12 protein-coding genes are annotated in these 12505 nt (G+C 73.9%); all 12 read left to right on the forward strand.

Annotated elements, in window-relative coordinates:
- The first annotated feature begins 9 nt into the window (after window positions 1–9).
- Window positions 10–1209, forward strand: a complete 1200-nt coding sequence (locus MFF06_RS21065; RefSeq protein WP_238207811.1) for an MFS transporter — start codon at window positions 10–12, stop codon at window positions 1207–1209.
- A 30-nt stretch (window positions 1210–1239) separates the two neighbouring features.
- A complete protein-coding gene (pobA, locus tag MFF06_RS21070; RefSeq protein WP_238207813.1) occupies window positions 1240–2421 on the forward strand; it encodes a 4-hydroxybenzoate 3-monooxygenase in 1182 nt (393 codons plus the stop codon).
- Window positions 2422–2448: 27 nt separating this feature from the next.
- On the forward strand, window positions 2449–3156 hold the full coding sequence (gene pcaH, locus MFF06_RS21075) for a protocatechuate 3,4-dioxygenase subunit beta (protein ID WP_238207815.1): 708 nt from the start codon (window positions 2449–2451) through the stop codon (window positions 3154–3156).
- A 1-nt stretch (window position 3157) separates the two neighbouring features.
- Window positions 3158–3868, forward strand: coding sequence for a protocatechuate 3,4-dioxygenase subunit alpha (gene pcaG, locus MFF06_RS21080; protein ID WP_238207817.1), 711 nt, complete (start codon window positions 3158–3160; stop codon window positions 3866–3868).
- A gap of 10 nt (window positions 3869–3878) precedes the next feature.
- Window positions 3879–4718, forward strand: coding sequence for a 3-oxoadipate:acetyl-CoA acetyltransferase (locus MFF06_RS21085; protein WP_238207819.1), 840 nt, complete (start codon window positions 3879–3881; stop codon window positions 4716–4718).
- A complete protein-coding gene (locus MFF06_RS21090; RefSeq protein ID WP_238207821.1) occupies window positions 4715–6100 on the forward strand; it encodes a class-II fumarase/aspartase family protein in 1386 nt (461 codons plus the stop codon). Before MFF06_RS21085 ends, MFF06_RS21090 begins: the two co-directional genes overlap by 4 nt.
- A complete protein-coding gene (gene pcaDC / locus MFF06_RS21095; protein WP_238207824.1) occupies window positions 6091–7275 on the forward strand; it encodes a bifunctional 3-oxoadipate enol-lactonase/4-carboxymuconolactone decarboxylase PcaDC in 1185 nt (394 codons plus the stop codon). The genes MFF06_RS21090 and pcaDC overlap by 10 nt, the downstream gene beginning before the upstream one ends.
- Window positions 7276–7435: 160 nt before the next feature.
- The gene (locus MFF06_RS21100) at window positions 7436–8836 is read left to right on the forward strand and encodes a TAXI family TRAP transporter solute-binding subunit (RefSeq protein ID WP_238207826.1); all 1401 of its coding nucleotides are present in this window, start codon (window positions 7436–7438) and stop codon (window positions 8834–8836) included.
- A 32-nt stretch (window positions 8837–8868) separates the two neighbouring features.
- On the forward strand, window positions 8869–9246 hold the full coding sequence (locus MFF06_RS21105; protein ID WP_238207830.1) for a hypothetical protein: 378 nt from the start codon (window positions 8869–8871) through the stop codon (window positions 9244–9246).
- A 43-nt stretch (window positions 9247–9289) separates the two neighbouring features.
- A complete protein-coding gene (locus MFF06_RS21110; RefSeq protein WP_238207832.1) occupies window positions 9290–11440 on the forward strand; it encodes a TonB-dependent receptor family protein in 2151 nt (716 codons plus the stop codon).
- Window positions 11441–11715: 275 nt separating this feature from the next.
- A complete protein-coding gene (locus MFF06_RS21115) occupies window positions 11716–11943 on the forward strand; it encodes a hypothetical protein (protein WP_238207834.1) in 228 nt (75 codons plus the stop codon).
- Between the two features lie 79 nt (window positions 11944–12022).
- Window positions 12023–12505 carry a hypothetical protein gene (locus MFF06_RS21120; RefSeq protein ID WP_238207837.1) on the forward strand — a complete coding sequence of 161 codons (483 nt, stop codon included), beginning with the start codon at window positions 12023–12025 and terminating at the stop codon, window positions 12503–12505.

Consider the following 12505-nt stretch of genomic DNA (forward strand, 5'->3'; position numbering starts at 1 on the left):
CCGGCGCCCGTGCCCGGATCCGAGTCCCGCCGCTGGCCGGTGATCGCCGCCCTCGGCATCCTCCAGATCCTCGCCTGGGGTTCGTCCTTCTACCTGCCGGCGGTGCTCGCGGGGCCGATCGCCGCCGGGACCGGCTGGCCCCTGGCCTGGGTGGTCGGCGGCCTCGCCCTCGGCCTCCTGGCCGCCGCCGCCGCCTCGCCGCATGTCGGGGCGGCGATCCACCGCCACGGCGGACGCCCGGTCCTGGCACTGGCCGCGCTCCTCCTGGCGGGCGGCCTGACGATCCTCGCCCTCGCGCCGAGCCTGCCCGTCTACCTCGGCGGCTGGCTGGTGATCGGCCTCGGGATGGGGGGCGGGCTGTACGATCCGGCCTTCGCCACCCTCGGCCGCCTCTACGGCGCCGAGGCGCGCGGGTCCATCACGGCCCTGACCCTCTGGGGCGGGTTCGCGAGCACCGTCTGCTGGCCGCTCTCGGCCTTCCTCGTCGCCCAGGTCGGATGGCGGGGGGCCTGCCTGACCTATGCCGGGCTGCACCTGGCCGTCAGCCTGCCGCTGGTGCTCGCGCTGGTCCCGAAGGCGCCCCCGCCGCCGCCGGCCGCATCCCCCCGGGTGGGCACCGTCCCGCTCTCCGCCCGGGAGAGGCGGGCCTTCCTGCTCTTCGCCGGGGTGCTGATCCTGGGCGGCGCCGTCATGGCGATGGTCTCGGTCCACCTGCTGACGCTCCTGCAGGCGCGGGGCGATTCCCTCGCCTCGGCCGTCTCCCACGGGGCCCTGATCGGCCCGGCGCAGGTCGGCGCGCGCCTCGGGGAGATGGCCCTGAAGGGCCGCCACCATCCCCTCTGGACCCTGGCCGCCGCCCTGATCCTGGTCACCCTCGGGCTGGCGGCGCTCGCCCTGGGCGCGCCGGGGCTCGGCCTCTGGCTCGTGATCTACGGGGGCGGCAACGGGATCTATTCCATCGCCCGCGGCACGGTGCCCCTCGCCCTGTTCGGCCCGGCGCGATACCCCCTCGTGGTCGGACGCCTCGCCCGGCCGGGGCTGGCCGCCCAGGCGCTCGCCCCGCCGGCCGGCGCCCTCCTGCTGACCCGGGCCGGACCGGAGGCCCTGTGGTGGCTCCTCCTCGCCCTGAGCCTTGCCAACCTTGTCCTCGCCGCGGCCCTGTGGCGGCTCGCCGCAGCGACAAGACCGGGCGATGGCGGGCTGCTGTGACATCGGGCGGCGGGACGTGAGGGGGAGACCATGCGCACGCAGGTGGCCATCGTCGGCGCCGGGCCGGCCGGACTGTTCCTGGCGCATCTGCTGCGGGCCGCCGGAATCGACGGCGTGGTGCTGGAGCGGCGCAGCCGGGAGCATGTCGAGGGCCGCGTGCGCGCCGGGATTCTGGAACAGGGCACCGTCGACGTCCTCGCCCGCCTCGGCCTCGACGGGCGCCTGCGCCGGGACGGGCTCGTCCACACGGGCACGAACCTCACGGCGGACGGAGAGACCGTCCGCATCGACCTCGCGGCGCTGACCGGCGGCCGCGCCGTGACGGTCTACGGCCAGCAGGAGGTCATGCGCGACCTGTTCGATGCGGCGGAGGCCCGGGGCCTGCCGGTCGTGTTCGGGGCGGAGGACCTGCGCCTCCACGACATCGAGGGCGATCGGCCGGGCGTGAGCTACCGCACGCAGGCGGGCGAGGGGCGCCTCGCCTGCGATTTCATCGCGGGGTGCGACGGGTTCCACGGCGTGTCCCGGCGGGCGATCCCGCCCGGGGTGCTGGACATCGTCGAGCGGGTCTACCCCTTCGGCTGGCTCGGCATCCTCGCCGACGTGCCGCCCGCCGCGCACGAACTGGTCTATGCCAGCCACGCCAACGGCTTCGCGCTCGCCAGCATGCGCTCGGAGACGCGCAGCCGCTACTACATCCAGTGCGGGATCGAGGAGCGAGTGGAGGACTGGCCGGACGGGCGCTTCTGGGACGAACTGTGCCTGCGCCTCGGGCCGGCCCTCGCGGACCACGTGGTCCGCGGCCCCTCCTTCGAGAAGGGCATCGCGCCGCTGCGCAGCTTCGTGGCCGAGCCGATGCGCCACGGCCGGCTGTTCCTCGCGGGCGACGCCGCCCACATCGTGCCGCCGACGGGCGCCAAGGGCCTGAACCTCGCCGTGTCGGACGTGGTGATGCTGGCCGAGGCCCTGGCGGAGTTCTACCGCGGGCGATCCACCGCCGGCCTCGACGGCTATTCCGCCCGCGCCCTGGCCCGGGTGTGGAAGGCGGAGCGGTTCTCGTGGTGGTTCACCCGCCTGATGCACCGCTTCCCCGACGCGACGGGCTTCGACCGCCGGATGCAGGTGGCCGAACTCGCCTATCTCGGCACCTCCCGCGCCGCGCAGACGGTGCTGGCCGAGAATTACGTCGGCCTCCCCCTCGATCCGGTCTAGACCACCCTCCCGCGCCCGGAGAGATCCATGTCCGACGCCACGCCACGCCCCCGTGGGGAGCCGGGCCAGCCGCCCTCGCTGTTCCCGCCCTACCGCTCCACCGTGCTGCGCAGCCCGCGCGAGCCCCTGGTGCGGATACCGCCCACCCTGACCGAGCTCACCGGCCCCGCCGGGACCTGGGACGCCCTGATGGGCCCGGCCATCGCCGACCTCACCCGGCACGGGCGGGGGCCGGGCGTGGCGCTGGGCCAGCGCATCGTCGTGACGGGCCGCGTCCTCGACGAGGACGCCCGGCCCGTGCCCGACACCGTCGTGGAGATCTGGCAGGCCAACGCGGCGGGCCGCTACATCCACCGGGGCGACCAGTGGAACGCGCCCCTCGACCCGAACTTCACCGGGACGGGCCGGGTCGTCACCGATGGAGGCGGCCGTTACCGCTTCACCACGATCCGGCCGGGTGCCTACCCCTGGGGCAACCACCGCAACGCGTGGCGCCCGGCCCATATCCACCTGTCGCTGCTGGGCCCGGCCTTCGCCACCCGCCTCGTGACCCAGCTCTACTTCCCCGACGACCCCCTGATCGAGATCGACCCGATCGCCAACGCCGTGCCGATGCCCTACCGCAACCGCCTGGTGGCCCGGTTCGACATCGACGTCACGGAGCCGAACCACGCCCTCGGCTACGTCTTCGACCTCGTGCTGCGCGGGCGCGACGCCACGCCGTGGGAGGCCTGAGATGAGCGACGCCCCCGAGGGCCTGCGCCGCACCGCCCCCCGGGCGGACAACCAGGATCCGGCCCTGTTCGGCCAGACGCCCTGGCAGACGGTCGGCCCGTTCTTCCATTACGGCCTGCCCTGGAAGGGCGGCGCCGACCTCGTGGGCGCCTCCGGCATCGGCGCGCGCCCCGACCTCTTCCCGGCAGAGCACGACGTCCTCCACCTCGCCCCGCCGCGCGGGCCGGTGACGGGCGAGGTCGTCGCCCTCGTCGGCACCGTGTTCGACGGAGAGGGCAAGCCGGTGCCCGACGCCATGATCGAGATCTGGGGCGCCAACGCCGCCGGGCGCTACCACGGCGAGGCCGACACCCGGACCGGGATCCCCCTCGATCCCGGCTTCATCGGCTTCGGCCGGGCGGCGGTGGATGCGCGGGGGGGCTTCCGCTTCCTGACCCTCCGGCCCGGCCGCGTGCCCCTCGCCCCCGGCGACGACCGCCGGCAGGCGCCCCATCTCGCCGTGGGGGTGTTCGGGCGCGGGCTGATCAAGCGGCTGGCGACGCGGCTCTACTTCGCGGATAGCGAGGGCAACGGGGACGACCCGGTGCTGGCCCTCGTCCCCGAGGCCCGGCGGCGGACCCTCCTCGCGCCGCGCATCGCGGAGGAGCCGCCCACCTACCGGTTCGATATCGTGCTGTGCGGCGACGGCGAGACCGTCTTCTTCGATCTGTGAGGCCCGACCCATGAGCAGCCAACCCCTCGTCGTCGCGGTGGCCATCACCGGCTCCGTGCCGCGCAAGAAGGACAACCCGGCGGTCCCTGTGACCGTCGCGGAGCAGATCGAGTCGACGCAGCAAGCGTATCAAGCGGGCGCGACGCTGGCCCACATCCACGTCCGCAACGATGACGAGTCGCCCTCCTCCGATCCCGAGAAGTTCGCCGCCGTGCAGGAGGGCCTGCGCCGCCACTGCCCCGGCATGATCGTCCAGTTCTCCACCGGCGGGCGCGGGCGCGACCCGGCGGCGCGGGGCCTCTCCCTGACGCACCGGCCGGACATGGCCTCGCTCTCGACGGGCTCGGTGAACTTCCCCACCATCGTCTACGAGAACCACGCGAGCCTCGTCACCGACCTCGCCACCCGGATGAAGGACCACGGCATCCGTCCCGAGATCGAGATCTTCGACCTCTCGCACATCCACGGGGCGAAGCGCCTGATCGAGGCCGGGCTGATGGACGCGCGCCCCCACGTCCAGTTCGTGATGGGCGTGCAGAACGCCATGCCGGCCGACGAGCGCCTGCTCGACATCCTCCTCGCCGAGACCCGGCGGGTCATCCCCGGGGCGACCTGGACCGCCGCCGGCATCGGCCGCAACCAGGCGGTGGTGATGGACTGGGCGCTGGCCCGCGGGGCGGACGCGGTGCGCACCGGCCTGGAGGACAACATCCGCGTCTCGAAGGACCGGCTGGCGGCCGGCAACGCCGAGCTCGTGAGCCTCGCGGTGGAGGCGGCGGCCCGCCACGGGCGGCGCCCGGCCACGCCCGCCGAGGCGCGGGCCGTCCTCTCGCTCGCGGCCGCGCGGTGAGCTTCTCGGCCCTCGATTCGGGCCTGCTCGGCCCGCTCTTCGCGAGCGAGGCGATGCGCGCCGCCTTCTCGGACGGGGCGCGCCTCGCCGGGATGCTGCGGGCGGAGGCGGCGCTGGCCAAGGCCTCCGCCGAGGCCGGGCTCGCCCCGCCGGGGCTCGCCGGGGCCATCGAGGCCGTCGCGCCGGGCGACCTCGACCTCGGGGCGCTGGGGGAGGGCACGGCGCTGGCGGGCGTGCCGGTGATCCCCTTCGTCTCGGCCCTGCGCCGCCGCCTGCCGCCGGACCTGGAGCCGGCCTTCCACAGGGGCGCCACCACCCAGGATATCGCCGACACCGCCCTCGTCCTGCAGATGCGGACGGGCTTCGACCTGATCGCGCGGGACTGCGCCGCCGTGGTCGCGGGCCTCGCCCGGCTGGCGCGGGCGCACCGGGCCACGCCCTGCATCGGCCGCACCTACGGCCAGCACGCGGCACCGATCAGCTTCGGCGCGAAGGCCGCCACCTGGGCCCTCGGCATCGCCGAGGTCGCCGACCGGCTCCCGGAGGTGAGGGGCCGGGTGCTCGCCGCCTCCCTCGGCGGCCCGGTGGGCACCCTCGGCGCCTTCGGGGCCGAGGCCGGGGCGGTGGCGGAAGGCTTCGCCCGCCATCTCGGCCTCGCGCCGGAGCCGGTCGCGTGGCACACCCGCCGCGCCCGCATCGCCGAGGCCGGGACGTGGCTCGCGCTCCTCCTCGGGGCGCTGGCGAAATGCGCGGGCGACATCGCCCACCTCGCCTCGACGGAGGTGGGGGAGGTGGCCGAGCCCTTCGTGCCGGGCCGGGGCGGCTCCTCGGCGATGCCGCACAAGCGCAACCCCGTCTCCGCCACGGTGATCCTCGCCGCCTTCGGCGCCGCCAAGGGCCATGCGGCGACGCTCCTCGACGCCATGGCCGCCGCGCACGAGCGGCCCGCGGGCGCGTGGCACGCCGAGTGGCACGCCCTGCCGCAGCTGTTCGGGCTCGCCTCGGGCGCCCTGCGCGAGGCGCGGACCCTCGCCGAGGGCCTGGAGGTCGATGCCGGGCGGATGCGCCGGAACCTCGACCTCACCCACGGCCTGCTCTTCGCCGACGCCGCCGCCGCGGCCTGCGTCGGCTCCCTCGGCGGGGCGCGGGCCCATGCCCTGGTCGAGCGCGCGGCGGGCGAGGTCCGCGCGGGCGGCCGCGACCTGCGGACCGTCCTGGACGCCCTCCTCGCCACCCTGCCCGAGGGCGCGGGCATCGACCTCGCCCCCTCCTTCGACCTCGACCGCCCGGTCGCGGCCGCCGCCGCCGCCACCGACCGCGCCCTCGCGCGGTTGCCCCCCGACGCCGCGTTCCGAGACGGAGCCCGACCCCCATGCCCGTGATCCGCGCCAACGGCACCCACCTGAACTACGACCTCTCCGGCCCCAGCGGCGCGCCGGTCCTGGTGCTGTCGAACTCGCTCGGCACCACGCTCGCCATGTGGGACGGCGTGGCCGCCCACCTGCGCGGGCGCTACCGGATCCTGCGCTACGACACGCGCGGGCACGGTGCCTCCCCCGCCCGCGACGCCGAGACGGCGATCGAGGATCTGGCCGACGACCTGATCGGGCTGCTCGATGCCCTCGGCATCGCCCAGGCGCATCTCGCCGGGCTGTCGCTGGGCGGCATGACCGTCCAGGCCGCGGCGGCGCGGGCGCCGGAGCGCGTCCTCAGCCTCGGCCTGCTGGCCACCGCCGCCTTCATGCCGAGCCGCGAGAGCTGGGCCGAGCGGGCCGCCACGGTGCGGGCGCAGGGCACGGGCGCCCTCGTGGAGGCCACCCTCGGGCGCTGGTTCACGGCGGGGTTCCGCGAGGCGGCGCCCCCCGTCCTCGCGCGGATCCGGGAGGATTTCGTCGCCTGCGACCGCACCGGCTACGCCCGGGCCTGCGAGGCGATCGGCGCCATGGACCTGAGGCCGGTGCTCGGGCGCATCCCGGCCCCGACCCTCGTCATCGCGGGCCGCGAGGATCCGGCCACCCCGCCGGCCATGGCGGAGGAGATCTGCGCGGGGCTCCCCCAGGCGGAACTCGTCCTCCTGCCGCGCGCGGCCCATCTCCTCGCCGTCGAGCACCCGGCCGCCACCGCCTCCCATCTCGGCGCCTTCCTCGACCGGCATCGCGGCGCGGTCCCGGCGACCGGCGCGGTCCCGTTCGCGGCGGGGCTTGCGAACCGCAAGGCGGTGCTGGGCGACGCCCATGTGGAGCGCTCCCTCGCCGGGGCCGGCTCCTTCGCGGGGCCGTGGCAGGACTTCATCACCCGCACCGCCTGGGGCGAGGTCTGGGGCGACCCGCGCCTGCCGTGGAAGACGCGCTCCCTCGTGACCCTCGCCCTGATGGTGGCGCTCGGACGCGAGGAGGAGTTCAAGCTCCACATCCGCCCGGCCCTGGCGAACGGGGTCGATCCCGACGAGTTGCAGGCGCTGCTCCTGCAGACGGCGGTCTATGCCGGGGTCCCGGCCGCCAACGCCGCCTTCCGCTGGGTGCGCGACGTCCTGGGGGAGGAGGGGGGGCAGGGGTAGGGGCCGTCCGCCGGAGGGGAGGGCGGTCCGCGGCGCGAAGCGGAGCCGTTTCGCGGTGTCCGCCGTTAGGCTCCCGGTGCGGGCGTCGCCGGTCCCGCGCGGATCGGCGGCGTGACGCGCGCCGGGGTCACGGGGCCCGGCCGACGACGGGGGGAGCGTGGTGCGGAGAGTAGCGTGGCCCGGACTGCGTGAGGCGCTGCTCACCGTCGGCCTGATCGTGGTGCTCCTCGTCGGGGCCATCGCGACGGTCTACCTGACCCGTCCCACGACCCTGACCGTCGCGGTCGCCCCGGCCGGCGGGACCGAGCCGGCCCTGCTGCGGGCCTACGCGGAGGAGCTCGCCCGGCGGAAGCGGGGGGTCCGGCTGAGGATCGTGGCCTTCGACGGGGTCGAGGAGAGCGCGCAGGCCCTGAGCGCGGGCAGGGCCGACCTCGCGGTGGTCCGGCCGGACGTGGCGCTGCCCGGCAACGGTCTCACCCTCGCCGTGCTGCGGACGCTCGCGACCTTCGTGGCGGCGCCGGGCGCCTCCGGCATCAAGGCCATGCCGGACCTCGGGGGCAGGCGCCTGGGCTTGCTGGCGGGGCGGACGGCGGACCGGGCGCTCCTGAAGGCCGTGGCCGCGCATTACGGGCTCGAGCTCGCCACCGACGCGCCCGCCGGCGCGATCGGCGCCAAGGCCGTCGCGCTGGTCCCCGTCGAGGAGGCCGACATCGCGCCCGCGCTCAGGGACAAGCGCATCGACGCGATGGCCCTCGTCACCACGCCCGACTTCCCCGCCGCGCGCCGGGTGGTCGGCGCCGTGGCCGAGGCGGACGAGGGCGGCGAGGTCGCGATCCTCGGGATCTCCGACACCCAGGCCGTGCTGGCCCGCTGGCCGCGCCTGCAATCGATCACGGTGCCCGCCGGCCTCTACGGCGGCAACCCGCGGCTGCCCGACGAGGAGATGACCACCGTCGGCTCGTCCTACCGCCTGATGGCGCGCGCCAGCCTCTCGCGCAGCGTGGCGGCGGAGGTGACCCAGCACCTGTTCGAGATGCGCTCCGCCCTGGCCGAGGCCGTGCCGGCGGCCGAGGACGTGTCCCATCCGGAGTACGAGGACACGGCGGACGCCACCAGCGCGCGCCTGCCGATCCATCCCGGCGCGATCGACTACTACGAGCGGGAGCAGGAGACGTTCATCGAGCGCTACGAGAGCTGGATCTATCTCGTCGCGATCCTGGGCGGCGGCCTCGGCTCGACGGTGGCGTGGCTGCGGCAGCGCCTCGGCCGCATCCGCCGCGAACGGATCGAGGTGGCCACCGCGCGGCTGCTGGAACTCCGCTCGGCCGCGCGCCGCGAGACGGATCCCGCCCGCCTGGAGGCGATGGCGGGCGAGGTGGACGACCTCGCGGCCAGCATCGCCCGCCACGCCCTGAACCGCCCGACGGAGCCGCGGACGCTCGGCGCCGCCACCGTCGCCATCGATGCGGCGCGCTCCACGGTCCGGCGCGCCCGGGCCCCGCACTCGCCCCAGGCGCCACACCCTCACGAAATCGTGCAGGCATCCCCAGGCGCAGATTGACGCGGATCGCGTCGGCGCCTTACGCGCTCGGCATGAGGACGCAGAGGCCACGCTGGACGGCCGTCCGCGTGGCCATCGCCGTGGCCGCGCTGTACGCGCTCGTGCTGCAGGCGTTCCTCGGCGGCGTCCTCTCGGCCGGCCTGTCGGGGCCGGACCATCGCCTCTGCCTCGGCACCGTGGGCACCGACGACGACGGCGGGCCGGCCAAGCCCTCGCCCGCCCACGCCAACTGCGAGTGCTGCACCGCCGCCCACGTCCATCCGGCGAGCCACGCGCCCATCCTGGCGGTCTCGACCGTCGCCTGGCCGCGCCGCGGGGCCGTCAGCCTCGCGTGGCGGCCGGAGGTCGTCGCCGTCCCACGGGCGCCCCCACGGTTCCGGGCCCACGCGAGAGCACCCCCCATCGTCTGAGCGATCGCCACCTTTCGATCACTCAGACCATGGACCTTTTCTCATGCGCCCCATCCTCCGGGTCGAGCTGTATGCCGCCCTGTTGCCGACGCTGCTCGCCTCCCCGTCGGCCCTCGCCCAATCCGCCGCCTCGCCCTCCGTCGCCCTCCCCGAACTCAGCGTGGTGCGAGCCCCCGCACCGGGCGTCGGCACCACGACGCCAGCGGCGGAGAATCCCGGCTCCGTCACGGTGCCCAGCGTCGCCCGGCAGCGAGCCGCGGTGAACGCGACCGTCGGCTCGGTCGGCTTCGTGGATGCCAAGGACTTTCAGGACCGCTACGCCAACACCCTGCGCGACGTGCTCAAGGACGTCCCCGGCGTCTACGCGCAGCAGCGTTACGGGCAGGAGCTGCGCCTGTCGGTGCGCGGCTCCGGCATCGCCCGCGGGTTCCACCTGCGCGGCCTCGAGGTGCTGCAGGACGGCATCCCGTTCAACCTCGCCGACGGCAGCGGCGACTTCTACCAGATCGACCCGCTCGCCCTGCGCTCGGCCGAAATCTACAAGGGCGGCAACGCGCTGACCTTCGGGGCGACGACCCTCGGCGGCGCGGTCAACTTCGTGACGCCCACCGCCTACACGGCCTTCGCGCCGAACATCCTGCGCATCGACGGCGGCAGCTTCGGCACGATCCGGGAGAACTTCCAGGTCTCGCGCATTTCGGGCCCGGTCGACGTCATGGTCAACGGCACCTTCACCAACTCGGACGGGTTCCGCGTCCACGAGACCCAGCGCACCCAGAACTTCAACGCCAACATCGGCTACCAGCTCGCGCCCGGCGTCGAGACGCGGTTCTACCTCGGCGGCTACCTGACCGACCAGAAGCTGCCGGGCGCCATCACCCTCGGCCAGTCCCTCAACACGCCACGGATCGCGAATCCCACGGCCATCGCCGGCAACCAGTCCCGGAAGGTCGAGACCGAGCGGGTCGCCAACCGCACGTCGTTCGTGCTCGACGTCGGCAAGCTCGACATCGACACCTGGGCGATCCACAAGAACCTCTACCACCCGATCTTCCAGGTGATCGACCAGGACGGCTGGACCTACGGCATCAGCCCGCACTGGGCCGGGACCTTCGACGTCGGCGGCTACCGCAACGACACCATCCTGGGCCTTCGGGCCTTCGCGGGGCAGAATTCCGCCCAGCAATTCGTCAACATCCGGGGCCAGCGGGGCGCGCAGACGCTGAACGCCCTGCAGAGCGCGTCCAACTACGAGGCGTATGGCGAGAACCGCTTCTGGTTCCTGCCCGACGTGGCGTTGATGACCGGCGCCAAGCTGTTCTCGTCGAACCGGACCTACAGCAACAAGGGCGGCCTGCCGGCGAGCCCCGCCGTCCGGTACGACAACACCACCTACGACGGGATCAACCCCAAGGTCGGCCTCTTGTGGCAGCCGCTGCCGGACATCCAGGTCTTCGCCGACATCACCCGCTCGCGCGACGTGCCGGACTTCAGCGACTTGGTGCAGCAGAACCTGCTCGGTGCCACCTTCGTGCCCCTCGCGGCCCAGCGCGCCTGGACCTACGAGGCGGGCTCGCGCGGACGCATCGACCGGCTGACCTGGGACGTCACGCTCTACCGGGCCGACCTGCGCGACGAGCTGATCAACTTCTCGACCAATCCGGGGCTCGGCATCCAGGCCGCGACCTTCAATGCGCCCCGCACGCTCCATCAGGGCGTCGAGGCCGCCGTCTCCCTCGATCTCGTCCGCGACCTGACCGGCACCGGCGATACCCTCGCCGTCACCCAGATCTGGACGCACAACGACTTCCGGTTCGTGCGCGACCCCGTCTACCGCGGCAACCGCATCGCCGGCATCCCGGACGACGTCCTCCGCACGATCCTGAGCTACCGCCATCCGAGCGGCTTCTACCTCGCCCCCTCGGTGGATTGGGTGCCGCGGGGCGCCTTCGCGGACCACGCCAACACCCTGCGGGTGCCCGGCTACGCGCTGTTCAACGTTGAGACGGGCATCGACTTCGCCAACGGCGTGTCGCTGTTCGTGGACGCCCGCAACCTGACCGACGAGCGCTACGTCTCCGACATCGCGGTCGTGACCAACGCCCGGACTACGGTCGGCGGCCCGGCCGCGCTGGCGGCGTTCTATCCGGGCAACGGCCGCAGCGTGTTCGCCGGCATCCGCGCCTCGTTCTGAGCCGTCCCCTCCGCCCTGTCGGCCGCAGGCCCACCGTGGCCCGCGGCCGTCACCGCGCGCGGCCCACGCGGCAGCGCAGGTCACGCGACGGCGGAGATCCATCCGGGACAGAGAGAAAAATCCAATTCCGGCGATCCCGTCTGCTTGCCGTCGTGCAATGAATCGCGCAGTCTACTGCTGGAAGGCGGCGGAGGACGGCACTCATGACGCGTTTTATGATTGTTTTATTATTTTTTAGTGCCGCGATACCCGGCCCGGCCTGGGCACGACTGAAGATGGACGATCTCGCCTCGCTGTGGCCGAGGGCGTCGGCGGACGACAAGATCGATTTCACGAACCGGATGGGCAAGGCGATGAGTTCGCTCTCGCCGGACCTGAACCGGGAGTACTTCATGCGCTGCCTGGAGGAGACGGCCAATATCGGCGACACGAAGCAGTTGACGATGAGCGACATGGTGCGGACCTGCATCTCCCTGCAGGGCGGCTCCGGCGGCGACGAGTGACCGCGACGCCGCACGGGATGGAACGCGCGAACGAAGAGATCTGCGGACGGTGCGGACCTTGGACAGACTTCGCAGTCCCGTGCCGACCGTGATCGCGGCGACGCTGGTCACGTTGGCGGGCGGCATCGCCCTCTGGACGCGTCCCTGGCGCTCGGACCCGGCGCCCGCGAGCCCCCCCGCCGCGTCCGGCCCGCGCGATCCTGCGAGGTCTCAGGGGCCGGACACGACCCTCTATTGCGAATTCAACAACTTCGCGGACGTGACGCCGCTGGTCGGCTTCCTGTTCCGGATCGCGGGGACGGGGCCTTCGCGCAGCTTCGCCCTGATCGTCCAGCGTGAGAAGGACGGATCCCAGCGCGATTTCGGAGGGGCAGGCCAGCCGGCCCCGCTCTGGACGCTCGACACGGCCGACACTCCACCCGCGATCCGTGCCCCGGAGGACGATCTCCGGATCAATCTCTACGGCTACGACCCCGAGACGAGCGGACATGCCTGGTTCGAGGCCGGCTTGCGCAGCATCCGGTACAGGAACCTCGGCGGACGCTGCCGGCAGGGCGCATGA

The organism is Methylobacterium aerolatum (assembly GCF_022179085.1).
In the GTDB taxonomy this organism is placed as follows: domain Bacteria; phylum Pseudomonadota; class Alphaproteobacteria; order Rhizobiales; family Beijerinckiaceae; genus Methylobacterium; species Methylobacterium aerolatum.

What these genes read in the sequence shown, in the direction of transcription:
- pcaDC (WP_238207824.1), top strand. Translation starts at nt 6,091, where the DNA reads ATGCCCGTGATCCGCGCCAACGGCACCCACCTGAACTACGACCTCTCC.
- pobA (WP_238207813.1), top strand. Translation starts at nt 1,240, where the DNA reads ATGCGCACGCAGGTGGCCATCGTCGGCGCCGGGCCGGCCGGACTGTTC.
- pcaH (WP_238207815.1), top strand. Translation starts at nt 2,449, where the DNA reads ATGTCCGACGCCACGCCACGCCCCCGTGGGGAGCCGGGCCAGCCGCCC.
- MFF06_RS21105 (WP_238207830.1), top strand. Translation starts at nt 8,869, where the DNA reads ATGAGGACGCAGAGGCCACGCTGGACGGCCGTCCGCGTGGCCATCGCC.
- MFF06_RS21115 (WP_238207834.1), top strand. Translation starts at nt 11,716, where the DNA reads ATGGACGATCTCGCCTCGCTGTGGCCGAGGGCGTCGGCGGACGACAAG.
- MFF06_RS21085 (WP_238207819.1), top strand. Translation starts at nt 3,879, where the DNA reads ATGAGCAGCCAACCCCTCGTCGTCGCGGTGGCCATCACCGGCTCCGTG.
- MFF06_RS21110 (WP_238207832.1), top strand. Translation starts at nt 9,290, where the DNA reads ATGCGCCCCATCCTCCGGGTCGAGCTGTATGCCGCCCTGTTGCCGACG.
- pcaG (WP_238207817.1), top strand. Translation starts at nt 3,158, where the DNA reads ATGAGCGACGCCCCCGAGGGCCTGCGCCGCACCGCCCCCCGGGCGGAC.